The organism is Pseudarthrobacter sp. As-47 (genome assembly GCF_058215595.1).
Window position 1 is genome coordinate 4,284,902 of the sequence record NZ_CM177088.1, and the last position, 25,823, is coordinate 4,310,724.

At 64.0% G+C, this 25,823-nt stretch carries 19 protein-coding genes and 3 rRNA genes; 3 read left to right on the forward strand and 19 right to left on the reverse strand.

Annotation, left to right across the window (positions count from 1 at the left end):
- Positions 1 to 58 precede the first annotated feature (58 nt).
- The 9 genes from AC4BCK_RS19825 to AC4BCK_RS19865 all read right to left on the reverse strand — a co-directional run bounded on the left by AC4BCK_RS19825 (position 59) and on the right by AC4BCK_RS19865 (position 9,879).
- Positions 59 to 1,066 (reverse strand): LacI family DNA-binding transcriptional regulator, encoded by a 1,008-nt coding sequence (locus AC4BCK_RS19825; RefSeq protein ID WP_490566385.1) that lies wholly within the window; start codon positions 1,064 to 1,066, stop codon positions 59 to 61.
- Positions 1,067 to 1,413: 347 nt separating this feature from the next.
- Positions 1,414 to 1,530: ribosomal RNA gene (rrf, locus tag AC4BCK_RS19830) — 5S ribosomal RNA — on the reverse strand.
- 214 nt (positions 1,531 to 1,744) lie between these two features.
- A 23S ribosomal RNA gene (locus tag AC4BCK_RS19835) occupies positions 1,745 to 4,871 on the reverse strand.
- Positions 4,872 to 5,403: 532 nt separating this feature from the next.
- Positions 5,404 to 6,926 (reverse strand): 16S ribosomal RNA (locus AC4BCK_RS19840).
- The 16S, 23S and 5S rRNA genes sit together here, the layout of an rRNA operon.
- 694 nt (positions 6,927 to 7,620) lie before the next feature.
- Positions 7,621 to 7,926, reverse strand: coding sequence for a 30S ribosomal protein S14 (gene rpsN, locus AC4BCK_RS19845; protein WP_009358853.1), 306 nt, complete (start codon positions 7,924 to 7,926; stop codon positions 7,621 to 7,623).
- A gap of 2 nt (positions 7,927 to 7,928) precedes the next feature.
- Complete coding sequence (rpmG, locus tag AC4BCK_RS19850; RefSeq protein WP_013602737.1) at positions 7,929 to 8,096, reverse strand: 50S ribosomal protein L33; 168 nt, start codon at positions 8,094 to 8,096, stop codon at positions 7,929 to 7,931.
- The gene (gene rpmB, locus AC4BCK_RS19855) at positions 8,096 to 8,332 is read right to left on the reverse strand and encodes a 50S ribosomal protein L28 (RefSeq protein WP_013602738.1); all 237 of its coding nucleotides are present in this window, start codon (positions 8,330 to 8,332) and stop codon (positions 8,096 to 8,098) included. The genes rpmG and rpmB overlap by 1 nt, the downstream gene beginning before the upstream one ends.
- A gap of 253 nt (positions 8,333 to 8,585) precedes the next feature.
- A complete protein-coding gene (locus AC4BCK_RS19860) occupies positions 8,586 to 9,347 on the reverse strand; it encodes an SGNH/GDSL hydrolase family protein (protein WP_490566386.1) in 762 nt (253 codons plus the stop codon).
- Positions 9,348 to 9,399: 52 nt separating this feature from the next.
- Positions 9,400 to 9,879, reverse strand: coding sequence for a MarR family winged helix-turn-helix transcriptional regulator (locus tag AC4BCK_RS19865; RefSeq protein WP_174181811.1), 480 nt, complete (start codon positions 9,877 to 9,879; stop codon positions 9,400 to 9,402).
- A gap of 71 nt (positions 9,880 to 9,950) precedes the next feature.
- Between AC4BCK_RS19865 and AC4BCK_RS19870 the strand changes: the two genes are divergently transcribed.
- Complete coding sequence (locus AC4BCK_RS19870) at positions 9,951 to 10,238, forward strand: YciI family protein (protein WP_174181809.1); 288 nt, start codon at positions 9,951 to 9,953, stop codon at positions 10,236 to 10,238.
- 27 nt (positions 10,239 to 10,265) lie between these two features.
- Here AC4BCK_RS19870 and AC4BCK_RS19875 read toward each other — a convergent pair whose 3' ends face one another.
- From AC4BCK_RS19875 to AC4BCK_RS19920, 10 genes are all read right to left on the reverse strand, one after another.
- Positions 10,266 to 11,111, reverse strand: coding sequence for an SGNH/GDSL hydrolase family protein (locus tag AC4BCK_RS19875; protein WP_490566387.1), 846 nt, complete (start codon positions 11,109 to 11,111; stop codon positions 10,266 to 10,268).
- 161 nt (positions 11,112 to 11,272) lie between these two features.
- On the reverse strand, positions 11,273 to 12,313 hold the full coding sequence (locus AC4BCK_RS19880; RefSeq protein WP_174181805.1) for a siderophore-interacting protein: 1,041 nt from the start codon (positions 12,311 to 12,313) through the stop codon (positions 11,273 to 11,275).
- Positions 12,310 to 13,125, reverse strand: a complete 816-nt coding sequence (locus AC4BCK_RS19885) for an ABC transporter ATP-binding protein (RefSeq protein WP_251424951.1) — start codon at positions 13,123 to 13,125, stop codon at positions 12,310 to 12,312. Before AC4BCK_RS19885 ends, AC4BCK_RS19880 begins: the two co-directional genes overlap by 4 nt.
- 1 nt (position 13,126) lies before the next feature.
- A complete protein-coding gene (locus AC4BCK_RS19890; protein ID WP_364409886.1) occupies positions 13,127 to 14,227 on the reverse strand; it encodes a FecCD family ABC transporter permease in 1,101 nt (366 codons plus the stop codon).
- Entirely contained in the window at positions 14,224 to 15,315 is a 1,092-nt protein-coding gene (locus tag AC4BCK_RS19895; RefSeq protein ID WP_364409883.1) for a FecCD family ABC transporter permease, read from the reverse strand. The genes AC4BCK_RS19890 and AC4BCK_RS19895 overlap by 4 nt, the downstream gene beginning before the upstream one ends.
- 10 nt (positions 15,316 to 15,325) lie before the next feature.
- Positions 15,326 to 16,417 (reverse strand): iron-siderophore ABC transporter substrate-binding protein, encoded by a 1,092-nt coding sequence (locus tag AC4BCK_RS19900; RefSeq protein ID WP_363958801.1) that lies wholly within the window; start codon positions 16,415 to 16,417, stop codon positions 15,326 to 15,328.
- A gap of 214 nt (positions 16,418 to 16,631) precedes the next feature.
- Entirely contained in the window at positions 16,632 to 17,276 is a 645-nt protein-coding gene (locus tag AC4BCK_RS19905) for a hypothetical protein (protein ID WP_363937271.1), read from the reverse strand.
- Positions 17,277 to 17,465: 189 nt separating this feature from the next.
- Positions 17,466 to 20,957 (reverse strand): ATP-binding protein, encoded by a 3,492-nt coding sequence (locus AC4BCK_RS19910; RefSeq protein ID WP_490566388.1) that lies wholly within the window; start codon positions 20,955 to 20,957, stop codon positions 17,466 to 17,468.
- Positions 20,954 to 21,712, reverse strand: a complete 759-nt coding sequence (locus tag AC4BCK_RS19915) for a DUF4194 domain-containing protein (RefSeq protein WP_174181791.1) — start codon at positions 21,710 to 21,712, stop codon at positions 20,954 to 20,956. The genes AC4BCK_RS19910 and AC4BCK_RS19915 overlap by 4 nt, the downstream gene beginning before the upstream one ends.
- Positions 21,705 to 23,162: a DUF3375 family protein gene (locus tag AC4BCK_RS19920; RefSeq protein ID WP_310112924.1), complete on the reverse strand. Its 1,458-nt coding sequence runs from the start codon at positions 23,160 to 23,162 to the stop codon at positions 21,705 to 21,707. Before AC4BCK_RS19920 ends, AC4BCK_RS19915 begins: the two co-directional genes overlap by 8 nt.
- Positions 23,163 to 23,401: 239 nt before the next feature.
- Here AC4BCK_RS19920 and AC4BCK_RS19925 point away from each other — a divergent pair, with 239 nt between their 5' ends.
- Together AC4BCK_RS19925 and AC4BCK_RS19930 are read left to right on the forward strand one after the other, a co-directional pair.
- A complete protein-coding gene (locus tag AC4BCK_RS19925) occupies positions 23,402 to 23,704 on the forward strand; it encodes a hypothetical protein (protein WP_174181787.1) in 303 nt (100 codons plus the stop codon).
- Positions 23,705 to 23,765: 61 nt separating this feature from the next.
- A complete protein-coding gene (locus AC4BCK_RS19930) occupies positions 23,766 to 25,808 on the forward strand; it encodes an acyl-CoA dehydrogenase family protein (protein WP_217432776.1) in 2,043 nt (680 codons plus the stop codon).
- The last annotated feature ends 15 nt before the right edge of the window (positions 25,809 to 25,823 follow it).

Below are 25,823 nucleotides of genomic sequence, written 5' to 3' on the forward strand. Positions count from 1 at the left end.
CGTGAACGTTCACGTGCTGCATGCAAGCCTAGCTTCTATTCCGTGGTTTGAGTAGGGGTCAGGCCGACTGGCGAAGCACGAGCTGGTGCTTGAGGACCAGCTCGCTGTCCGGGCTTCCAGCCTGGAGCCTGCCGGAGATCAGATTGTCCACGAGGTCGACGGCGGCCCGTCCTACCGCCCGCAGGTCAAGTGAGAGAGTGGTCAGCTCCGGCGTCACCAGCTCCCCAAGAGGGATGCCGTCCATACCGATCACGGCGCAATCCTCCGGAACCCTGCGGCCGGCGTCGTGCAAGGCCTTAAGTGCCCCTGCCGCCATGAGGTCGTTGAACACAAGGAGCCCGTCAATCCTGCCGTCGTGCTCGAGCATGGACCGGACGGCTTCCCGGGCTGCGGAGGCGGAGTCGACTGACCGGCGGAGCGTCAGCTCGAGGCCGGCATCTGCGGCCGCTGCGGCGACAGCCAACCCGCGGGTGGTGGCAGGCCCCTCCAAGTCCGCATCCAGGTAGGCGATGCGCCGGCACCGTGCGGACTTCAGCCGTTCCAGGGCCAGTTGTGCCGCGTACGCGTAGTCGAAGGAAATGAGGCCGGCAGCCTGCCCTGACGGAAAATCGAGGACAACCACTGGCCGGCGGCCCATCATGGCCTGGGCCTCAGTTGAGCTGGCGCCCAGATAGCCCACGAGCGCGTCAACCTGCGGACCCAGCCGGGCAACGGCGTCCAGCCCGCTTCCGCTCCCATGGCCAAAATCGTCGACCACCACGTTCCAGCCCCGCTGCGTGGCCTCTTCAACCACGCTGGAGGCAAAGGCCGGAAAGTAGGGGTTGGTCAGATCAGGAATCGCGAGTCCCAGCGATGTCCGGGCGCCTTGGACCAGGCCTTTGGCGAACCGGCTGGGCGAATACCCAAGTTCTGCCGCCAACTGCTGGACGCGCTCACGCGTGGACGCACTGATTCCGGGCATGTCGTTCATGGCACGGGTAACGGTTTGCCGGGAAACCCCCGCCGCGGCCGCCACGTCCAGGATGGTCGCTCGGCGAACCTGGGGGCTGCTTGAACTCGAGGTCACGGCTACAAGTCTAGGCTGATGCCGACGCAGGACGCCCTGGACCTGCTTCCCGGCTTCTCCCCTGGGATGCTCTCTCACTTGATGCGGGGTTTCCCGGGATGCTCTCTCACTTGATGCGGGGTTTCCCGGGATGCTCTCTCACTTGATGTGGGGTTTCCCGGGACGCTCGCTCACTCGATGCGGGGTTTCGCGGGATGCTCTCTCACTTGATGTGGGGTGTGCCGGGGGCCTGGATGGGGGGCGCCCTGGTGGTGGCTGTGAGCGGTGCCGGGCCAGTTTGTGTGGTGGGGGTTTAAATGTGGGAGGCCCCAACCGTGGTGGTTGGGGCCTCGACCCTTTTAATGTGTGTCCGGCGGTGACCTACTCTCCCACACCCTCCCGGGTGCAGTACCATCGGCGCTGTGGGTCTTAGCTTCCGGGTTCGGAATGGGACCGGGCGTTTCCCCCACGCTATGACCGCCGTAACCCTTGTACCCGTCCGCCCGGGTCTGATGCCGGGGGTGGGAAATCTTTGTGGTTACAACATTGTGGTGTTGTTATTCAGTTGTGTTCCTGTCGCAACGTGCCCGTGGCGGGTTTGTTGGTTGGGAACCACATAGTGGACGCAAGCAGTCTTGTTTTTTCTTTTTACCCTCTCCTGGTGTGAACGTCTTTTGAATCCGTTCACGAAAAGGGTGTGTGGTGTAAGTTATCGGCCTATTAGTACCGGTCAGCTTCACGAGTCGTTAGTCCTCGCTTCCACATCCGGCCTATCAACCCAGTGGTCTGGCTGGGGGCCTCTCACACACAAGGTGTATGGAAATCTCATCTTGAAGCGAGCTTCCCGCTTAGATGCTTTCAGCGGTTATCCCATCCGAACGTAGCTAATCAGCGGTGCACTTGGCAGTACAACTGACACACCAGAGGTTCGTCCGTCCCGGTCCTCTCGTACTAAGGACAGCCCTTCTCAAATTTCCTGCGCGCGCAGCGGATAGGGACCGAACTGTCTCACGACGTTCTAAACCCAGCTCGCGTACCGCTTTAATGGGCGAACAGCCCAACCCTTGGGACCTACTCCAGCCCCAGGATGCGACGAGCCGACATCGAGGTGCCAAACCATGCCGTCGATATGGACTCTTGGGCAAGATCAGCCTGTTATCCCCGAGGTACCTTTTATCCGTTGAGCGACGGCCATTCCACAATGTACCGCCGGATCACTAGTCCCGACTTTCGTCCCTGCTCGAGATGTCTCTCTCACAGTCAAGCTCCCTTGTGCACTTACACTCGACACCTGATTGCCAACCAGGCTGAGGGAACCTTTGGGCGCCTCCGTTACTTTTTAGGAGGCAACCGCCCCAGTTAAACTACCCATCAGGCACTGTCCCTGACCCGGATTACGGGCCGAAGTTAGATGTCCAAAGTGACCAGAGTGGTATTTCAACGATGACTCCACCCGAACTGGCGTCCGGGCTTCAACGTCTCCCACCTATCCTACACAAGCCACTCCGAACACCAATACCAAACTATAGTAAAGGTCTCGGGGTCTTTCCGTCCTGCTGCGCGTAACGAGCATCTTTACTCGTACTGCAATTTCGCCGAGTTTATGGTTGAGACAGCGGGGAAGTCGTTACTCCATTCGTGCAGGTCGGAACTTACCCGACAAGGAATTTCGCTACCTTAGGATGGTTATAGTTACCACCGCCGTTTACTGGGGCTTAAATTCTCAGCTTCGCCTTGCGGCTAACCGGTCCTCTTAACCTTCCAGCACCGGGCAGGAGTCAGTCCGTATACATCGTCTTGCGACTTCGCACGGACCTGTGTTTTTAGTAAACAGTCGCTTCCCCCTGGTCTCTGCGGCCCCGATCCCCTCCACACCGCAAGGGTGTATCAAGGTTGGGGCCCCCCTTCTCCCGAAGTTACGGGGGCATTTTGCCGAGTTCCTTAACCATAATTCTCTCGATCGCCTTAGTATTCTCTACCTGATCACCTGTGTCGGTTTGGGGTACGGGCGGCTAAAACCTCGCGTCGATGCTTTTCTCGGCAGCATAGGATCACCAAATCCCCCCAAACGGGGGTCCCATCAGATCTCAGGCATCATGAACAGCGGATTTGCCTACCGTTCGCCCTACATCCTTAGACCGGGACAACCATCGCCCGGCTTGGCTACCTTCCTGCGTCACACCTGTTAATACGCTTGCCTCCCAGGATCAGGTCCTGCGCTCCACCAAAACCCTCACACCACAAGGGCGATCGGGCAGGTCTCGGGCAGTTAGTATCCCCTGTTCAGCATGGGCGGTTTTTCGCCGGTACGGGAATATCAACCCGTTGTCCATCGACTACGCCTGTCGGCCTCGCCTTAGGTCCCGACTTACCCAGGGCAGATTAGCTTGACCCTGGAACCCTTGATCATTCGGCGGACGGGTTTCTCACCCGTCTTTCGCTACTCATGCCTGCATTCTCACTCGTGTAGGCTCCACCGCTGGTTTACACCGCGACTTCACCGCCCACACGACGCTCCCCTACCCATCCAGACGCCTGAACCACAAGGGCTTAGCTAATATCTGAATGCCACAACTTCGGCGGTGTACTTGAGCCCCGCTACATTGTCGGCGCGGAATCACTTGACCAGTGAGCTATTACGCACTCTTTTAAGGATGGCTGCTTCTAAGCCAACCTCCTGGTTGTCTTCGCAACTCCACATCCTTTCCCACTTAGCACACGCTTAGGGGCCTTAGTTGGTGGTCTGGGCTGTTTCCCTCTCGACTATGAAGCTTATCCCCCACAGTCTCACTGCTGCGCTCTCACTTACCGGCATTCGGAGTTTGGCTGACGTCAGTAACCTTGTAGGGCCCATTAGCCATCCAGTAGCTCTACCTCCAGCAAGAAACACGCAACGCTGCACCTAAATGCATTTCGGGGAGAACCAGCTATCACGAAGTTTGATTGGCCTTTCACCCCTACCCACAGCTCATCCCCTCCATTTTCAACTGAAGTGGGTTCGGTCCTCCACGACGTCTTACCGTCGCTTCAACCTGGCCATGGGTAGATCACTTCGCTTCGGGTCTAGATCACGCCACTGCAACGCCCTATTCAGACTCGCTTTCGCTACGGCTGCCCCACACGGGTTAACCTCGCGACGTAACACTAACTCGCAGGCTCATTCTTCAAAAGGCACGCCGTCACCAGAATCAGACTGGCTCCGACGGATTGTAAGCACACGGTTTCAGGTACTGTTTCACTCCCCTCCCGGGGTACTTTTCACCTTTCCCTCACGGTACTGGTCCGCTATCGGTCATTAGGGAGTATTTAGGCTTATCAGGTGGTCCTGACAGATTCGCACGGGATTTCTCGGGCCCCGTACTACTTGGGATACTCATCCGGGCGGTACACAACATTACGGTTACGGGGCTAACACCCTCTCTGGCCGGCCTTTCAAGACCGTTCACCTATGCCTGCACATCACACCCCACTGCCCCGGCAGAGACAGTACGGAAAGTCCCACAACCCCGACCATGCAACGCCCGCCGGCTATCACACATGGAACGGTTTAGCCTGATCCGCGTTCGCTCGCCACTACTAACGGAATCACTATTGTTTTCTCTTCCTGCGGGTACTGAGATGTTTCACTTCCCCGCGTTCCCTCCACGCACCCTATGTGTTCAGATGCGGGTCACCAGGCAACTCGCGCCCCTGGCGGGGTTTCCCCATTCGGACACCCTGGGATCACAGTCCGGTTATCGACTCCCCCAGGCTTATCGCAGATTCCTACGTCCTTCTTCGGCTCCTAATGCCAAGGCATCCACCGTGTGCTCTTAAAAACTTGACCACAAAAGATCAAAAACGCTAATTTTCGAGAGAACCACAGAAACCAACCACACCCAACAACACCACCCCCAAAAGGATGACACCATCACGCGCAGCCAGATCCAGGTTCATATTCTTGGAAATTGCTTCTTATAAAAGATGCTCGCGTCCACTATGTAGTTCTCAAACAACAACCCCGTACCACACACCCCACACACACAAACATGCATGATCGCTGCAGCCAGGAAACCAGAAACACACAAACCCGCAACCCCCACCCCCACACAAAAGAAGGGGCAAGACATCACGGCCCTGTTGCCTCAGGACCCAACAGTGTGCCAAACACTAAACCACCCATCCCACACCAGCACCCTTCCAGGAACCCCCACAAAGGAAGGAACCGTACTAAGCACCGGAAAAGACCGGCAGCCGCTATTCGCTGATATTCCACCCTTGAGCACCCGCCGCAGAACAATCGTCTGCGCAACGGGCTGTACTCCTGACAAACCCCCGCACCGCATACACGGCACGAACAATCTGTAGGTGCTCCTTAGAAAGGAGGTGATCCAGCCGCACCTTCCGGTACGGCTACCTTGTTACGACTTAGTCCCAATCGCCAGTCCCACCTTCGACAGCTCCCTCCCACAAGGGGTTAGGCCACCGGCTTCGGGTGTTACCAACTTTCGTGACTTGACGGGCGGTGTGTACAAGGCCCGGGAACGTATTCACCGCAGCGTTGCTGATCTGCGATTACTAGCGACTCCGACTTCATGGGGTCGAGTTGCAGACCCCAATCCGAACTGAGACCGGCTTTTTGGGATTAGCTCCACCTCACAGTATCGCAACCCTTTGTACCGGCCATTGTAGCATGCGTGAAGCCCAAGACATAAGGGGCATGATGATTTGACGTCGTCCCCACCTTCCTCCGAGTTGACCCCGGCAGTCTCCTATGAGTCCCCACCATCACGTGCTGGCAACATAGAACGAGGGTTGCGCTCGTTGCGGGACTTAACCCAACATCTCACGACACGAGCTGACGACAACCATGCACCACCTGTAAACCGACCGCAAGCGGGGCACCTGTCTCCAGGTATTACCGGTTCATGTCAAGCCTTGGTAAGGTTCTTCGCGTTGCATCGAATTAATCCGCATGCTCCGCCGCTTGTGCGGGCCCCCGTCAATTCCTTTGAGTTTTAGCCTTGCGGCCGTACTCCCCAGGCGGGGCACTTAATGCGTTAGCTACGGCGCGGAAAACGTGGAATGTCCCCCACACCTAGTGCCCAACGTTTACGGCATGGACTACCAGGGTATCTAATCCTGTTCGCTCCCCATGCTTTCGCTCCTCAGCGTCAGTTAATGCCCAGAGACCTGCCTTCGCCATCGGTGTTCCTCCTGATATCTGCGCATTTCACCGCTACACCAGGAATTCCAGTCTCCCCTACATCACTCTAGTCTGCCCGTACCCACCGCAGATCCGGAGTTGAGCCCCGGACTTTCACGGCAGACGCGACAAACCGCCTACGAGCTCTTTACGCCCAATAATTCCGGATAACGCTTGCGCCCTACGTATTACCGCGGCTGCTGGCACGTAGTTAGCCGGCGCTTCTTCTGCAGGTACCGTCACTTTCGCTTCTTCCCTACTGAAAGAGGTTTACAACCCGAAGGCCGTCATCCCTCACGCGGCGTCGCTGCATCAGGCTTGCGCCCATTGTGCAATATTCCCCACTGCTGCCTCCCGTAGGAGTCTGGGCCGTGTCTCAGTCCCAGTGTGGCCGGTCACCCTCTCAGGCCGGCTACCCGTCGTCGCCTTGGTAAGCCATTACCTCACCAACAAGCTGATAGGCCGCGAGTCCATCCAAAACCACAAAAAGCTTTCCACCCCCCACCATGCGATGAGGAGTCATATCCGGTATTAGACCCAGTTTCCCAGGCTTATCCCAGAGTTAAGGGCAGGTTACTCACGTGTTACTCACCCGTTCGCCACTAATCCAGGAGCAAGCTCCCATCATCGTTCGACTTGCATGTGTTAAGCACGCCGCCAGCGTTCATCCTGAGCCAGGATCAAACTCTCCGTTGAAGTAAAACAGACACAACCCCCAGCCCCGGGAAAACGGGACAAAAAGGCTGCACAAAATTTGAAACCAGCTGTAAAAACCAGACCACCCACAGGGGCGGACGATCCAGTCAATTCAACCAATCACTAAACAATTGGTATCAACAAACTTGGCACACTATTGAGTTCTCAAACAACAGACACACCCGGCACCACCACCAGCAAACAAACACCGTGGATCGCTCCGGAGCAACTTCTCAAACTTACCCGATCCTCCAGTCCGAAGCAAATCCATGTTTCAGGATTCCGATCGGCAGGAAGTCGTTCCCAACCTCTTCAGGAGCGCTCTAAAGCACTACCAGAATTGGTGTTGATTTTTGGGGGTTTGGCCGCCGTGGTTACCAGCTCTTCGCTGTCTCCCTCGCGGCGACTTAGAAAACAATACACCTGCTCCAGCGCCACTGCAAATCCCACTCGCGGGGGGCCGCGATCCCCGCCATTCCGCGGCGAAACGGCCTGTTTCCATCCCTGGAGGGCCATCCGCCGTCGCACCTTCTTTCTGTGTGCTGCAGCACAGTCCCAACGCAGGCACTGGTGTCGCACGGGTACCTATGCACCACCACCCCAAACGGCGCCCTCAAGGTCCGTTAAACGCAGAAGAGCCGGCAACCGAAAGGTTGCCGGCTCTTCTCAAGCAGCTGGTAGCAGCAGTGCTGGATTACCAGGAAGACTTGGTGATGCCCGGAAGCTCGCCCTTGTGGGCCATGTCGCGGAAACGGACACGTGAGATTCCGAACTTCTGGAAGGTGCCGCGGGGACGGCCGTCGATGATGTCGCGGTTACGCAGACGGATCGGGGACGCGTTGCGGGGCAGCTTCTGCAGGCCCAGGCGGGCTGCTTCGCGTGCTTCGTCGGTTGCGTTTTCGTCAACCAGGGTCTTCTTCAGCTCGAGGCGCTTTGCAGCGTAACGCTCAACGATGACCTTGCGCTGCTCGTTGCGAGCAATCTTGGACTTCTTAGCCATGTTTAGCGCTCCTCTCGGAATTCGACGTGCTGGCGGATCTTGGGGTCGTACTTCTTCAGGACCATGCGGTCCGGATCGTTACGACGGTTCTTGCGGGTTACGTAGGTGTAACCCGTGCCCGCAGTCGACTTGAGCTTGATGATCGGACGTACGTCCTTGTCCTTAGCCACTAGAGCTTCACCCCACGAGCCAGGATCTGGGCGACGACTACGTCGATGCCGCGTACGTCGATGGTCTTGATGCCACGTGCAGAGACCTGCAGCGTGACGTTACGGCGCAGGGACGGAACCCAGTAGCGCTTCTTCTGAATGTTCGGATCGAACCGGCGCTTGTTGCGGCGGTGCGAGTGCGAAATGCTGTGCCCAAAGCCCGGCTCGGCTCCGGTCACTTGGCAGTGTGCTGCCATGACTTCTCCTCAAGAATTGAAAGTAATGATCCGCATATCTGCTGCTGGACCATGCTGCTAAGGGCGACCCAAAAATGAAGAAGGGCAACGGTTAGTCACGCAACTTGAGCCCCTAACTACCGGCCACCCTGGAGAAATTACCGGGAAACCGGAGCAATTGCGCACGCTCCGCGCACTTAGCGCCTACCAAGTCTACGAGTTCACGCAATTAAAGACCAATCCGGCGCCGAAGAGTGTATAAGCAGGCGCGGGGTTAGAGGCGCGTGAGCTCGGGGTACTTCGGCTTCAAGCCGTCGCCGGAGGACTTGCCAGTGACCCTCCGGACAACCCACGGACCGGCATACTCGCGGAACCAGCGGGCGTTGGCGCGGAGGGCGTCCACCCCGCTGAGTTCGGGGACGGGGGTCATGGGCGGGATGTCGATCGAGTGGTCGTGTTCCAGGACGTCCAGCACGCGCCTGGCCATATTGGCGTGCCCTGCCGCGGACATGTGCATCCGGTCCTGCGCCCACATGCCCCAGTCGTAGTACTCGCTGAAGCGCCAGTAGTCCACCAGGAGGGCGCCGTGGTCTCCCGCAATGCCCCGGACCAGTTCGTTGTAGATGGCCGTGCGTCCCCGCATGGTGCTGAACACCTTTGAGCCGCGGGCGTCGAAACCCGTGAACATGACCACGGCGGCACCGGTGGCGCGCAGTTTGGCGATGGCGCCGTCGTACTCCACCAGGAGGTCGTCAATATCGATCCTGGGGCGGAGGATGTCATTGGCGCCGGCGTAGATGGTCACCAGGGTGGGGTTAAGTTCGACGGCGGCGTCCACCTGCTCAGCCAGAATGTGGCGGAGTTTCCTGCCGCGGATGGCGAGGTTGGCATAACCGAAGCCAGGGTCGGCGGCGCACAGCTGCTCGGCCACGCGGTCCGCCCAGCCGCGGACACCGTTGGGGCGGGTGGGATCGTCGTCGCCCACGCCTTCCGTAAAGGAGTCTCCGAGGGCGACAAACCGGGAAGTAAAGTCCATCCGGTTAGTTTGCCACCCGTTGCCGGGAGCAACCAACCAGCTGGCGGGTGGGCTAGTTTTCCCGGAGGATCCAGTGGTCCGCGTCCAACCGGCCGACCACCTTCTCGCCGATCCTCGCCAGGTCCAGGACGTCCTGCTCAGTGAGGGCATCCAGGAACAGGTCGCGAACGTCCTCGACGTGCCCGGGCGCCAGCTCCACGATGGTGGCCATCCCTTCTTCGGTCAGATGGGCGGTGGTGACGCGGGCATCATGGGGATGCGGGCGCCGCTCCACCCAGCCGCGCTTCTGCAGCTTGGTCACTACGTGCGACAGCCGGGACAGGGAAGCGCTGCTGCGGGCGGCGAGCTCGCTCATGGGAAGGAACCGGCCCTCAGCTTCGGAGAGCATCGCCAGCACGGTGTAGTCGAAGAGCGAGAGCTTTCCCGCGGTGTGGAGCTTCGTGTCCAGGGCTGCGGGCAAAAGGGTGTTGATGCTTACCAGGGCCAGCCAGGCACGGCGTTCGTCGGCGTTGAGCCAGCGCGGTTCGGTCATGTCCCTCATTCTACGAGAGCAGCGTGGTTGATTCTTCAACTAGGCCCCGCGGCGGCCGGTAGGCTGGGGCCATGTATGTTGTCTCCCTGAGCTACCGGGTTCCGCAGGACATCGTGGACTTCCACAACGCCGGCCACATCGCCTGGCTGCAGAAGGCTTTCGACGACGGCGTTTTCATTGCGGCCGGCCGAAAAGTGCCCAGGACCGGCGGCCTGCTGCTCTCCCAGGCCGACCGCACTGTCCTTGATGCCTGCCTGGAGCAGGACCCGTTCTATACGAACGGGGTGGCGGACTTCGAGGTCATGGAGTTCCACGCGGCCAGGGTGGCCCCGGGGTACGAGATCCTCCTGGACAGCTGAGCGTCCCGGCGCTTCAGGTAGGGTCCGCTAGGCCCGGGGTGCAGCGGCGGAAGCACCCGCTGCCAGCTTTTTCAGTCCGCCCTTCCGCGGCACCTTGACCGGCTCCGGCCAGCGCGGGCCCAGCTCGTCCCCCAGGGTGACGCCGCGCAGCTTGCGGCCGAAGAGTGGCAGGACCCAGTCGCGGATCCAGCGCCGCTGCTGCCGTTCCCATTCCCGCAGGCTGTGCCGGGCGGGCGGTTCCCAGTCCTTGGGCCGGATCTTGTGCGGCACGCCCAACTGGTCCAGCACCTGCCCCGCCAGGTACTTGTGCCCTGCCTTGGACATGTGGAGCCGGTCGGAGTCCCACATCCGCCGGTCATGGAAGGCATCCAGGCACCAGTAGTCCACCAGCACCGCCCCGTACTTCGCGGCGATGGTCCGGACGTGCTGGTTGTAGTAGGTGTTGCGTTTCCGGAGCGGCTCCAGCAGTGCGGAGACCTTGACGTCGAACCCCGTGAAAAGCACCACCGTTGCCCCCGTTTCCGCCAGTGTGGCCACGAGATTTTCGTAGTCCTCCATGAGCGCGGCCATGTCCGTTTTCACGTCCAGGATGTCGTTTCCGCCTGCATACAGCGTGACCAGCGAGGGCCTCATCCGCAGCGCCGGTTCCAGCTGCTCGTTGACGATATGCCGGAGCCGCTTGCTGCGGATGGCCAGGTTCGCATAGCGCCACCCGGGCTGGGCTTTGGCCAGTTTCTCCGCCACCCGGTCTGCCCAACCGCGGACACCGTTGGGCAACCGGTCGTCCAGGTCCCCGACCCCCTCCGTGAATGAGTCCCCCAGGGCGACGAACACCCGCCTCCCGGAATCAGGAAGCAAGGGTTGAGCAGGCACCAGCCCAAGGTAGCCACCACAGAAGAAGGAAGAACGACGCCGGGGTGAACAGCAAGTGCAGAGCGTCCCCGAAAAACCGGCATCAAGTACAAGAGCGTCGCCGGAAAACCGGCAGGATCTGAGAGAGCGTTGCCGGGGGGCTGTAGCGCGACGGGCCCGGGCTACCCCTCGGCCTTGCCCTGCCGCCAGTACCCCATGAACGCCACCTGCTTCCGGTCGATCCCGACGTCCCGGACGAGATACCTGCGCATGTCCTTGATCACGGCGGCCTCGCCGGCGATCCAGGCGTAGAAGGGCATGGCGCCGGCCGGAATGCCCGGGTTCTTGGTGGCCTGGATCTCGGACGTCTCCATCCGCGCCGGGGTCTCCCAGAGAATGTCCACGTCCACATTGACGTCCTCCGGCTCGGGGCCCGCGCCGCCGTCGGCCGCTTTGATCCCCACCCAGCCCGGCACGGGCACGGCCTTGCGCACGGCCTCCTGGAGCAGTTCGCCGTGCGGCCTGGACCGCCCGATGGACGCCCCGCGCGCCAGCCAGGTGATGTCGACGCCGGCGGGTGACGTGAGTTCCCTGAAGTCGCCGGCTTCAGGGACCTCCAGGAACGCGTGCCCGGTCATGTACTCCGGCAGGCTTTCCAGGATGGCGGAGATGGCGGGGACGGAGGTTTCGTCACCGGCCAGCAGGATGCGCTGCGCGAGGCCGGGCCGCCATTCGATGCCCGAGTAGGTTTCGGCCGTGACGCAGTGGGCTGCCCTGTTGTTGGGTCCGATGATGGTGATGGCGTCGCCGGGCCGGGCGTTGAGGGCCCAGTTCGCCGCCGGCCCGCCGTTGCCACGGTGGTCAAAGTGCATCACGAAATCGACATCGATTTCGGGGTACACCGCGTCCAGGCGTGCCTGGCGGACGGTGTAGGTACGCATGGAGCCGCGCACGGCAGGGTCCATGGCCAGCCATTCGCGGTACCAGCCGGACTGGCTCATTTCGAACACCGGGAGGGGCAGCGGGCTGCCGTCCGCCGCGAGGGACGGGATCATGAGCTTGATCCGGAGGTCCAGGGTGTCCCCGTGGACGCCGAAATCCCGCAGCGAGTATCCGCCGAACGTGATCCTGCGGAAATTGGGGCTGAGCTCCTGGACCGAAGTGACGGTCACTTCGAACGCCAGGGTCATGGGCTCCGTGGAGGCGATGTCGCGGGTTTTCATGAAACGAGCTCCAGTTCATTGGCGGGAACGTGGTGGCGGCCGATGGGAATGATCAGGGGGGTGCCGGAGACGGGATCCGGGATGACCCGCGATTCGAGGCCGAAAACGCTGCGGACCAGCCCTTCCGTGACCACCTCGAGCGGGGACCCGACTGCCACCACGGCGCCGTCCTTCATGGCGATCACGGTGTCCGCGTACCGGGCGGCCAGGTTCAGGTCATGCAGGACGATGGCCACGGTGGTGCCGCGCTGGCGGTTCAGGTCCGTCACGAGGTCCAGGACCTCCACCTGGTGCGCGAGGTCCAGGTAGGTGGTGGGTTCGTCCAGGAGGAGCACGTCGGTCTCCTGCGCAAGGGCCATGGCGATCCAGACGCGCTGCCGCTGCCCGCCGGAAAGTTCGTCGACGTTCCGTTCGGCGAGGGCAAGGGTCTCGGTAGCTTCGAGCGCGCGCTGCACGGCGGTTTCGTCCCGTTCGCTCCAGCTGCGGAAGAAGCCCTGGTGGGGGTAGCGGCCGCGGCCCACCAGGTCCCTGACCGTGATGCCGTCCGGGGCAGAGGGGTGCTGTGGAAGGAGGCCCAGGGTACGGGCCAGTTCACGCGCCGGAAGGGAGTGGATGTCCTTGCCGTCCAGGGTTACGGCACCGGCCGCCGGCTTGAGGAGCCGGGACAGCCCGCGCAGGAGGGTGGACTTCCCGCAGGCGTTGGCGCCCACGATCATGGTCACCTTCCCCTCCGGAATCTCGGCGCTGAGGCCGTCCACCACGCAGCGCTGGTCGTACTTCAGCGTCAGGTCCTTGGCGTTGAGAACTGCCACCTCAGGCATCCTTTCGGTTGGCCGTGACCAGGAGCCACAGCAGGAACGGGGCACCGAGCGCACCGGTGATAACGCCCACCGGCAGCACTGTGCCGTCCAGGAGCAGGGGTGCCAGGTTGGCGGCCACATAGTCGGCCGCCAGGACAATCACGGCGCCCACAAGGGCCGACGCCGGGAGGCTGGCCTTGCCGGTAAAGCGCCGGGCGATGGGCCCGGCAAGGAAGGCAACGAACGAAACCGGGCCGGCTGCCGCCGTCGCCACCGCTGCCAGCGCAACGGCGGTGACCACCAGCGCAAGCCGTGTGGCACCCACCCTGATCCCCAGTCCTGCGGCGGCATCGGGTCCGAGTTCCAGGATGCGCAGCGGGCCGGCGAGGGCAACCACGGCGGGGAGCAGGACGGCGAGGGCCAGGGCAAGGACGCCCGCGCGGTCCCAGCTGGCGGAGTTCAGGGAACCGTTGAGCCAGACCAGGGCGTCCGCCGCGGTCCGGATGTCCGTCCGGGTCATCAGGAAGTTGACCACTGCGTGCAGTGCTGCGGCGATGCCCACCCCGGCGAGGATGAGCCGGTTCCCCGCAGCATCGCCGCGGCCGGTTCCGCGCAGGGTACCGCCGCTGGAAATGGCGTAAATGATGGCTGCCACGCCCAGCGCACCGCCCAGGGCCGCCGCGGAAACCGCTGCGCCGGATGCGCCGAAGACCACGATGGCGGTCACGGCCGCGGCGCTGGCCCCGTAGCTGATGCCAATGACATCGGGACTGGCCAGCGGGTTGCGGAGCATGGTCTGGAACAGGGCGCCCGCCAGGCCGAACGCGGCCCCGATCATGGTGCCGATGACGGCCCGCGGCAGCTTGTTTTCCATCACGATGAAGCTGGCACCGGGGATCTTTTCACCGCCGGTCAGGTGGGCGATGAGGATCCTGAAGAAGTCCGGGATGGTCACCGTGTAGCTGCCCAGCAGGACGGACACGGCGAACAGGACCACGACGACGGCGGCCAGGAAGGCGGTCCGGTTCAGCAGCAGCCGGGTGCGGCGTGGTCTCCCGAACCCTGCTTTGGGAGTTCCTGCCGAGGGGTCGACGCGGGATGTGGTGATGGTCATAGTCCGGCTCCCTTGCCGCGGCGGATCAGCCAGACGAAGACCGGTGCTCCGACGAGGGCGGTCATGATGCCGGCCGGGACTTCGCCGGGCAGGAGCACCACGCGGCCGATGATGTCCGCGCCGAGGAGCAGTGCCGGGGCAAGGACCAGGGAGAAGGGCAGGATCCAGCGGTAGTCCGGGCCGGTGAGGAAACGGACGGCGTGCGGGATGACCAGGCCCACGAAGGCGATGGGGCCGGCAAGCGCGGTGGCCGATCCGCACAGCAGCACTATGCCGAGCGCGGTAACGGCGCGGGACAGGCCTACCCGCTGGCCGAGGCCGCGGGCGATGTCGTCGCCCAGGGCCAGGCTGTTGAGGATGCGGCCGGTCAGGAGCACGATGAGGGCACCGGCGGCCAGGAAGGGCAGTCCGGAGAGCACCACGGACCAGTCGCGCCCGGCGATTCCGCCCACCTGCCAGAAGCGGAAGCGGTCCAGGGTGTCCTGGCTGGAGACCAGGATGACGTTCATCAGGGAGTAGAGGCCGGCATTCAGTGCGGCGCCCGCCAGGGCAAGCTTCACCGGTGTGGCCCCGTCCCTGCCGAGCGAGGCAATGAGGTACACCACGACGGCGGCGGCAGCGGCCCCCACGAACGCGAACCAGATGTAGCCGGAGAGCGAGCCGACGCCGAAGACGTAGATGCCGGTCACCACAGCGAGGGCGGCTCCGGCGTTGACGCCCATGATGCCGGGATCGGCCAGCGGGTTGCGGGCTACACCCTGCATTGCTGCGCCCGCCAGGCCCAGCGCGCCGCCCGCCAGCAGGCCGAGGACGGTGCGCGGGATACGGGCGTGGACCACGGCGTGGTCGCCGTTGGCGGGATCAAACGCGGTGAGCGCCTGCCAGACGGTGGCCAGGGGAAGGCCCCGTGCGCCAATGGCCAGGGAGGCTCCGGCCAGCAGGGCAAGTACGACGACGGCGGCCAGCAGCCAGGCGGCGCGCGGCCCTGCGAACGCGCGGCCGCGGGTCCCGCCGGCAGGAGCCGGTCCCGGCACCAAAATGCCGGGTCCGGGCTCACGGCGCGCCGCCGTCGTCGTACTCTCCGTCATGGAACTGCGCCTACTTCACCGCGTCCGCTGCGCCCGCCAGCTGCGGCAGGAACGTGTCCAGCGACCACGGCAGGCTCAGCGGGGAGGAAGCGGAGATGGAGAGGGTCAGGGTGTTGTCCGAGTCGGCCACCAGGGCACCGTTCTTGATGGCGGGGATCTGGCCCAGAAGGGGGTCCGACTTGATGGACTCGGTGGTGGCTGCGTCCGGAACCCAGGTCACGAAAATATCGGACTCGAGCTCGTTGGCCTTCTCAGCGGACCAGGGGATGAAGAATTCCTTGGAGCCCTTGGAATTTTCCTCAACCACGGGAGCCAGCTGCATGCCGATCTCGGAAAGGAAGCGGGGACGGTTGTCATTGGCGGTGTAGACATTGACGCCCTCGGCCGATGCCGGCTCCAGGTTGCCGTAGATGAAGCTCTTGCCGGTGATCTGCGGGTACTCGGCAACCTTTTCCTTGATGGTGGCCTCGGTGTCGGAGACCAGCTTTGCTGCTTCGGCATCCTTGCCGAGGGCTTTGCCGATGATGGAGGTGGAGTCCTGCCAGGAGGTTCCGTAGGCCAGTTCAGGGTGGGCCACCACCGGCGCGATTTCGCTGAGCTTCTTGTAATCCTCCTCGGTAAGGCCCGAGTACGCGGCAAGGATGACGTCCGGGGTGAGCTTGGCGATCTCGGTGAAGTTGATGCCGTCCGCCTCGGAGTACTGCACAGGGGCTTTGTCCGAGCCGAAGCCGGCGCCGAGCTCTTCGAGCGCCGCGTCCTTCCACGGGGTGGAGCCCTGCTCGTTGCCGCCCCATTCGTTCTTGGGCACGCCCACCGGCACAACACCCAGGGCAATGGCGACGTCGTCATTGACCCAGGAGACAGTGGCCACCCGCGTGGGCTGTTCCTCGATGACGGTTTCGCCGTAGACATGCTCGATGGTGACGGGGAACTGCGAGCTGCTGGAGCTGGAGGCGCCGGCGTCGGTAGTGGAGGACGCAGGCCCGGTGGAGCAGGCGGACAGGGTGAGTGCCGCTGCGGCCAGGACGGCCGTGGCCTTGCCTGCTGATTTGAACAGCGTGCGGCGCGTGGCACTGGGCCCGGAGAAGAGGGGGGAAGTCACGGAACTCCTTAAGTCATGAAGCGAACTTAAGTAAGGCTAGCCTACCCTCGGGCTCATTACGCAACGTTTCCGTGTCTTATTCCCCTTCGTGACAAAGGACACAATTCCGCCCCCACCGACCCTCTCTCACTTAACGCAGGAAATCCCCGAACGCTCTATCACCGGCGAGAGAGCGATTGGGGGAAATGCCGCATTAAGTGAGAGAGGGTCGTGGTCAGCGGTAGGAAAAGCTCATCAGCAGAGCCTTCAAGGCCTGGCCTTCCGCTCCCCAGTACCAGGCTTTCGCCTCCTCGTCACTGGCGAACGGCTGACCGGTGAACACCACATCGGCAGTCAGAACGCGGTCACCCAGCATGACCAGCCCGTCCTGCACCTCCCCGTCCGGCGATACGGTCAGCCCCGGAGTGAGCCCCATCCGGTACTGTGCGACATCGCCGCTGCGGTCAACAAAGAACGACGAATGGGGCGTTGGAACAGACTGCCCCACCAATCCCGGCACCGGGTCCGCCTCAAGGACGGTCCGGGCGGCAGAACTGGCTACGACGTCTGCAATTTGGCCTGTGTAGATGCTGATTTTCGCCTGGCTGGTGGGATCGGACACCGTTGCGGTGCCCACGTACGGCGATTCGGATGCATTGAAGAACTCCACGTGCCATCCCTTCGGGTGCTGAAACGACAGCCTGCCGTCCGGAAAGGTGACCGTTACCAGGCTGTCGGCGCGAAACGCAGCCGGAGCCGTTGCGCCTGGGGTCGAGGAGCCGGCGGTTTCCACCGGGGTGCTGGCAGCACAACCCGCAAGGGACAGTGCGGCCGCAGCGATTGCCGCCGGGAAGAATGCCACGCGTTGTGATGGGCGCATGCCGGTGCCTTTCAAGAGGACGCCATCGTTCTCTTGGGGAACAGGGCGGAACCCAACATTCCGCAGTACCTATGGGATTTGCTCAGGCGGGGTGAGTTGGTAAAGCCCAGAGTGGCACGGCAGCAGCACCCGTCACCAGAGCTTCCGCAATAATTCCATCAATTTGTTATATAGGCGTGGTCAGGGCGTTCAGCGCAGGACGATGTCCACCGGGTTCGCTTCCGAACGCCATGCGCCCTCTTCGCCCGGCCGGGGTGTGATGACCGGCGCTGTGAGCACTCCGGAGCGGTTGGTGCGCTTGTCACGGAGGATTTCGGTGACGGAACCGAGGTGCCGGGAAAGGTCGATGACGTTCTCGGGGGCGGCCAGCAGCAGCTGGAACCCGAATTCGTGCAGCGCCTTGATCCCGGCGCCGGCGAACTCCTCGGAAGCCAGCACAAAGGCCTCGTCCATCATCACGGTGCCATACGTGGTGAAGCCCTGCTCCGCGATGCCCAGCTGGTAGCTCAGTGCTGCAGCCATGATGAAGGCCGTGAACCGCTGGCGCTCCCCGCCGGACATGGATCCGGTATCCGCGTGCATGAACACCTCGGACTTCTTCGCTCCACCCTTTTTGCCGGACGCCGGCTGGGCAACCTCGCGGTGCTCCTTGCACTGGATGAACAGGTGCCCGCGCACGTCCAGGACCTCGGCCCTCCACCGCCGGTCCTCCGGTGCCTGCGAGCCCAGCCGCTTCACCAGCGTTTCCAGCGACTTGTAGCGGGCGGTGAGCTCGGCTTCGTCGTCCCTTTCCCCGCCTGGTTCCAGGCCTGTGGCGACTTTCCTCGACGCTTCGGATTTGGCCGGGCGGGAATGCCGGGCCTTCAGGGCGTTCTGGATCGCGTCCTTGAACTGCTTGGCCGTGGGAGGCAACGTCTGCTTGATGTCCAGTTCGAGGAAACTCCCCTCGTGGAAGTTGACCTGCGACAGGATGCTGTTCAGCGGCAGGATGCGGCTGGTGATGGAGCGCCGCTCCTCATCAAGCAGGTGCAGCAGCGTGCTGAAGGACTCGTGCGTGCGCTGGTTGAAGAACTGGCGGAACTCCGCTTCCTGGGCGGGGAGGCCGTCGCTCACGATCGCGTGGTAGCGCGTCTCAAACTCGCCGGCGGCACCGATCGTGGTGCCGTGGTCTGCCGAGACGGCGCTCCCCCAGTCACGCACGAACGCCTCGAAGATGCGTGTAAGCCGCTCGGCGGTGGCCTGCCCGCGGGACTCGGCGGTGTGGAGCTCCGCCAGCAGGGCGGTGCGCACCCGGTGGGCGAGGTTGTCCAGCTCGTGCATCTCCGTCACATCACCGAAATCGGCAAAGTACGGTTCCAGGGCAGTGACGGTGGCGTCCGACGGCGGCGCCTGGGCCAGGCGCTGGCGGGCACCTTCCAGCAGGGAATCGGCAGCGGTGAGCTGCCGGTCCAGTGCCTTGTACTCGCTCTGCAGCACGGCGGCGGCCTCGGTGCTGGCCTGGTGTTTCTGCCGCACCTCCTCGATGCTGGCCCGCAGCGGTTCCAGGTCTGCCTGTGCCGCGAGGGCGTCCTTCAGCCGCTGCTCGAGCCGGGCGAGCTCCTCGGCGGCCACTGCCGCCGACACCTGGTCCCAGCCACGGTGGTCCTCAGCGATGCGGCGCAGGGCCTCGAGCTGCCGGGCCATGCCCTGGTGCGAGTCTTCCCGGCTTTGCGCCAGCTCTGCTGCCTTGGCCACCTCCTGCCGCAGGTCCTCCGCCTGCCCGGCAACAAGTTCCAGCTTGGCGGCGTTGTCGAACCCGAGGACGTAATCCTGCCGGCTGGTGAACCTGTCGTCCTTTTCCACGGTGTGGCGGTTGCGCTTCACCACGCCGCCCAGGCTGAGGCCGCGGTCCAGTGAGGCCAGCTCATCCGGGTCCTCGACGCAAGGGTAGGCGAAGTCCAGTGCGATGCGCTCACGGATCCAGGACCCTGCCTCGGCCGCGACGCCCGTGGTGAGGATGTCCAGCTTGGTCAGCAGGTCGCCGTCGCGCACGTCCTCCAGCGCCAGCGCGCCGCCGGACAGCGGCTTGGACACGTCCACGGCCCGCAGCGCGCCGCGCACGGCGTGATCGTTGAGGTACCGGGTGACCGCGGCGAAGTGCTCGCCCGGCACCAGCAGCGTGGTGGCCAGGTTGCGGAGCGCCCGCTCGGCGGCCGGGCGCCACTTCTCCTGCCCCTCGGCGAGGTCCATCAGTTCGCCGGCGAACGGCATCCGGTCCTCCGGGATGCCGGTTGCGGCGGCGATCGCGGCCCGGTTTTCAATGCTCGACGGCGGCAGCAGCGACTTGCGCGTCTTCAGGGACACGAATTCCTGCTCAGCCGCGGCCAGCTCGCGCTTCTTGGTTGCGTGCGCGTCGAAGGCCTCGAAGCGGAGTTCCTGGAGGGCCTGGGAATCGTTGTTGAGCTCCGCGGACCTTGCTGCCGCCTGCCCGTGCGCCTGCTCCCAGCCCTCCTCGGTCCAGTCAAGCTGCAGGCCGGCGTCAGCCAGCGCCTGGCGCGCCGTCTCCTCCACCTGTTGGCGGAGCTTCAGCCCAACGCGGGCGTTTTCCAGGGACTGCTCGATTGCGGAGATGGCGTTGCCGCCCTGGTTGTTGTAATCAGCTTCCAGCTGGCGGAGGTCCTTGGCCAGCCCGTCCCGGACAGTCCGCTCGGCACCAAGCTCTTTCGCCTTCGCCTGGGCCAATCCCTTGAACCGCTCAAGCAATCCCTGGTGGACCGTGACGGCCAGCTTCTGCTTGTAGGCCTCGAACTCCTCGCCGGCGAGGTCCCGCAGCTTGTTGGCGTCCAGCAGCGCCTGAGCGTACTCCCGATTCAGTCCGGGAACCGGTGCCAACTGGTCCCGCTGCTGGCGGACGTCCTCCAGCCGCTGCCGGATGGACATCAGGTTGCTGAATTCCTCCACCACGTCGTCCGCCGCCGCGAGGGTGGCCGGGGCGTCCAGGACCTGGTCGCGGAAGAACGTGTTGACGCTGCCACCCAGGCCCTTGCCGGCCTGGATGACACGCAGGAGCGGAAGGGCCTGGTCCGAGTTGATGCCCAGCAGCCGGCGGAACCGCTCGGCGAAGGCCTTGTGGACATCGAAAACCTGCGCATCGGGAAAGATCGTCTCCAGCGCAGCCTTGGTGAACCGCTTGTCCGCGATGCCTTCGAGGGCTTCCAGGTCCAGCGGGTCGTGGTCGATGACATAGAAACGTCCGACGCTCGACTCCGTGCCGTTCTTGGGAAGGTCGAACAGGGCCGAGACGGTCACCCGCGTGCCGGCCGCGTTGTCGAACGTCAGGGCGACGGCGGACCACGTGGCACCGGGCCGCTGGAAGGCGCTGGCCGAGCCCTCTCCCACAGCTTTGTCGCCCACCTTGCCCCGCATGTAGGTGAAGGTGGTCCGTTTGTCCTCCACGGCTCCGCCCGAACGCTGGGCCGCGGCCTCATTGGACCTGGGCCGGGCATCGAAGACCCGCAGCATGGCGTCGAACAGCGTGGACTTGCCCACGCCCGAGTTGCCCGTCAGCAGCGTGCCGTTGCGGTCCACGTGCATCGTGTGGGCTCCGTGGAACGTGCCCCAGTTGACCACCTGCACCAGGGCAAGGCGCATCTGGCCGGGGTTTGTCAGCTCACCCATCGGGAGCATGGAAGCGATGCTCACTGGGCGTCCTCCGTGTCAGTGTCGCTGTCCGCGGAACCGGCTGCTCCGTTGTCGAACTCCAGGAGCGCCTCCGTGCCCGCGGGGTCTGTGGTTGCTGCCACCAGGGCCTCTATGTGGGCGGGGATGTCGCCTATGTTGTCGAACGGGAGGGCCAGGGGCAGGGCGTTGGAGATGGTGTAGACGTCGTCCAGCCCTGTGGGGAGGAGGAGTTGGCGGGCCAGGAGCTTGGTGATGGCCCTGTTCACCACGTCCGAATCCCGCAGGGCGTCCTGCTGGCCGGCGGGCTGGTAGTGCGCCACCAGGTCGGCGATTTCCTCGCGGGTGATGGTGGGGTCGGTCTGCGCGGTGACATGGCGGTCCAGGAGCAGCCGGAGCCGGAGCAGCACGATGGTCTCCACCCGGCTGAGGGCACGCTGCTGCCGAAGGATGCTGGAGCGGGTGCTGCCGCCGATGGCGTCGGGGTCCACCGGGCGCAGGACGGCGATCTTCCGTTCGTGGTCCAGCTCCATGGTGAGGAACAGCTCGGACAGCCGGCTTCGCAGGATCACCTGGTTGTCCAGCAGGACAGTCCACAGTTTTTCGTCCCGGCCGCCGTCCACGTAGGGGCCTTTGAGGAGTTTTACCAGTGCCTGCCGCACCTTCATGGACAGCACCCCGGTATCGCCCGGGAAGAGCGCGGCGCCGTCCACGAAAGTGTCGCGGGGCGTGACGGCGAAAGGCCGTTCCGCCGTCGTCGTGGTTGTCTCTTCAGTCATCAGGATCCTTCTGAAGCGTGACCAGCGGCAGGTAGGCCCTGCGCGTGGTGCCGTCTATCTGTTCGTAGTCCAGGGCTTCGAGGCCTTGCTTGTCGAAGCCAGCGCCGGCGTGGAGGGCGTGCGAGAGGAGCGCGCGGATGGTGTTGATGTGCTGCTCCCCGGGCGGGAGCTGCTGCCACGCCTCGGAAAGGGTGGAGGCGCCGGCCAGGGCAGCCCGCACCACCTCCGGCTTCGCCTTGCCGGTCCTCGGCGAGCGCACCCGGTCAGAGTCGCTGAAGGCGATGGGATCGGCCAGTTTGGGCGGGGCGGCGAACTCGTCGGGATCGAAGAGCTTCACCATGGACAGCGATTCGAACCCCGCGTTGAACAGGACCGGCCCGGGGACCAGGCCAGGGCGTTCCCGCTCATAGGGAAGGGACCTGATGGCCTGCTCGGCCTCCCGCAGGACCTGGCGGAGCCGGACGGACTGGCGGAAGTCGTCACTCTGGACGTAGGTATTGAGGCTCTCGCTGAGCTTGCCGTAGATCCGCTGGATCTGGCTGTGCTGGTGGCGAAGCTCCGCAACCAGGTTCTTCAGGGTTTCCCGGTCCTCCGGCGACAGGTCGTCGGCGAACTGCCGGCCCAGGACCTCCCCGATCGCGGACCGGAAGCGCAGTTGCTGCTGCGGATCCTCGAGGAAGGCGGTGAAGGACCGGAACGTCCTGCCCTCGGGACTTTGCCGGAGGCGTTTGTCCGCCTCCAGCACCTGGGCCATGGTGGCGCCCTTGGTCAGCGACTCCTCGATGATCTGGTTGCGCAGTTCGCCCACCAGTTCCTCGATCCGGTCACGCATCTTCTTGTAGTCGGCGGGCAGGCTTGCCGCCAGGTCCAGGATGTTTCCCGCGGCCTCTACCGCCTCGTCGTCATCCAGGAGGCCGTCGAATTCGCCGCTGCTGATGTCCTGGATCAGTTGCTGGCGTTCTTCGATCTCCTCTTCCAGGGACTCCAGCCGGGCGCTCTGGTCCGGGTTGGTCTCGTTGGCGAGCTTTTCCACGTCGCCCAGCAGCGTGCCCAGGCGGGACCCGTTGAGGGTGGACCGTTCGCTGGAGAGGCTGTCCAGGAAGGCAAGCACGCGCGCCGCGGGTTCCGTCACCTCATAGACGATCTGGCCGGACTGGTTGCGCCGCGTCAGGAACTGGCGGCGCGTCCACTCGTCGCCAAAGGACTTCCCGTTCGCCCCTCCACCCAGCCCGGGGTCCTGGCGGCGGAGCTCCTCAAGGAAGGAGTCGACGTCGGCATGGAACTCCTCCAGCGGCAGCTGCGGCCGGGTGCGGGTAAAGGACGCCTGCAGCACCGCGATCACCCAGGGCGCTGAGCGCGTCAGCGCCCAGGCGGGTCCTTTGGTGAGGAGTTCGAGGTCCCGAAGCCGGGCGCTGATGGCATCAGCGGATGACCTGGCGGAGCGGGGCACACACTCTCCTTGGACTGTTTGCGGGGCGGGGCGGCGGACTGGATCGGAAAACCGCCAACTACAAGGTTAACGCAGGCGCCGCGACCACTCCGTGACCTACCGGGCGGTAGTGTTTCGATCCCATATCAACAGGGGTTTGCGCCCGTTGCGGCTCTGGCTGGAAAGGGAGGCTCCCCCTACGCTCGTGCTACTGGTCTCAACCAACTCCTAACACACGCAACGACGCAGCAGGGGGACTCATGCCGTTCGATCTGACAGCAGTGGACAACGCCACTTTGGTGTTCGTGGGCACGCTGGTATTCGGGTTTATCCTGGCCGCTTTCGTCCTGGCCTCGGGACTGGTGGCACTGATCCTCCTGGGGGCCGGAAAGTTGGGCTGGACGCTAGCGTCCAAAACGCTCCTGGCTGTGGTGCACGGTATTAATACCGGCTGGGAAAGGCTGGTTCACCACGCCGCCACGGTGGACGTTGCAGGCGATTTCCAGGCCCAGGCTTCCCCTAGCACCGGAACCTACCCGCGGGTAATCTTGAGGGACAGCTGAAGGGTTCTCCAACCCGGCGGATCCATGGCTACACCGGCCAATCCGGCCAAGGAGATGACCCATGAGCTCCGCCACTGACAGCCCCGCAACAAGCCCTGCCACCGGCCTCCCCACCTCCACAGGACCGGCAACAGACTCCCCCGCAGAGGACACCCCCGTACCTGCCGGCAAAATCGGCGCCGGCGTCACGGCCGATGAGGCCCGCGCCGTGGCGGAAGCGGCACGGGAGTCCGGCTGGGAGCGGCCCAGCTTCGCCAAAGGCCTCTACCTGGGCAGCTTCGACCTCAGCCTGGTCCATCCCTGGCCCACCCCGGACCCGGCTTCCGTGGAGCGGGGCGAGGCATTCATGGCCCGGCTTCTGGAGTTCGCGGGCACCATGGACGGCCGGGTGATCGAGCGCGATGCCATGATTCCCGACGACTACATCCGGGGCCTGGCGGACCTGGGTGTTTTCGGGATGAAGATCCCCCGGGAATACGGCGGCCTGGGCCTGTCCCTGGTGTACTACGGCCGGGCCCTGGCGCTGCTGGGCAGCGTGCACCCAAGCCTCGGTGCACTCCTCTCGGCCCACCAGTCAATCGGGGTGCCGGAACCGGTGAAGGTTTTTGGCACCCCGGAACAAAAGCGCGAGTACCTGCCACGCTGCGCGGCCGGCGCCATTACTGCCTTCCTGCTGACGGAACCGGATGTGGGCAGCGATCCCGCCCGGCTGGGCAGCACTGCAACGCCCACGGACGACGGCGAGGCGTACCTTTTGGACGGCGTCAAGCTGTGGACCACCAACGGGGTGATTGCGGAACTGGTGGTGGTGATGGCCGTGGTGCCGGCCCACACGGATGCTGACGGCACCCGCCACAAGGGCGGCATCAGCGCCTTCGTGGTGGAAATGGACTCGCCGGGCATCACGGTGGAAAACCGGAATGCGTTCATGGGCCTGCGGGGCATCGAAAACGGCGTGACCCGGTTCCACCAGGTCCGGGTGCCGGCCGCCAACCGGCTGGGGCGCGAGGGGCAGGGACTGAAGATTGCGCTCACCACCCTGAACACTGGACGGCTTTCCATTCCGGCGCTGTGCGTGGCGTCGGGCCGCTGGAGCCTGAAGATCGCCCGGGAATGGTCCAACGCCCGGACCCAGTGGGGCAGGCCGGTGGGCGAGCACGAGGCCGTGGGCAAAAAAATCGCATTCATCGCCGCCTCCGCCTTCGCCCTGGACGCGGTTTTTGAGCTCTCCGCCGAACTCGCCGACGCCGGCCAGAAGGACGTGCGGATCGAGGCTGCCCTGGCCAAGCTCTGGGCCACGGAAATCAGCTGCCGGATTGCCGATGAACTGGTCCAGATCCGGGGCGGCCGCGGCTTTGAGACCGCGGATTCGCTGGCGGCACGCGGCGAGCGCGCCGTTCCTGCGGAGCAGCAGCTGAGGGACCTGAGGATCAACCGGATCTTCGAGGGCTCGTCGGAAATCATGCGGCTGCTGATCGCCCGGGAGGCGGTGGATGCGCACCTGGCCGCCGCCGGTGACCTTGCGTCGCTGGACGCGAGCCTGTCCGACAAGGCGAGGGCCGCCGTCGGGGCTTCCGGCTTCTACGCGCGGTGGCTCCCCAGGCTGGTGGCCGGCGCCGGCATGGACCCGCGCTCCTACAGTGAGTTCGGGCGGCTGGCCAAGCAGCTGCGCTTCGTGGAGCGTTCGTCTCGGCGGCTGGCCCGCCAGACGTTCTACGGGATGGGCCGCTGGCAGGCGAAGCTCGAACGGAAGCAGGCGTTCCTGGGCAGGGTGGTGGACATCGGCGCCGAGCTGTTCGCCATGACCGCGTGCTGCGCCCGGGCGGAGAACCTGTTGCACACCGCACCGGAAAAGGCCGCCAGTGCCTACGAGCTGGCGGAGGCCTACTGCGAGCAGGCCCGGGTTCGTGTGGACGAGTACTTTGACCAGCTGTGGCGGAACACGGACGACGCCGACCACTCCCTCACGCGGAAGGTCCTGGCCGGGGACTACACCTGGCTTGAGGAGGGCATCCTGGACCAGTCCGAAGGGACCGGCCCGTGGATCGCTGATGCCTCCCCCGGAGCCACCCGGCGGGAAAACCTGCACCGCAGGTACCGGTGACGCCACAGGTCACGA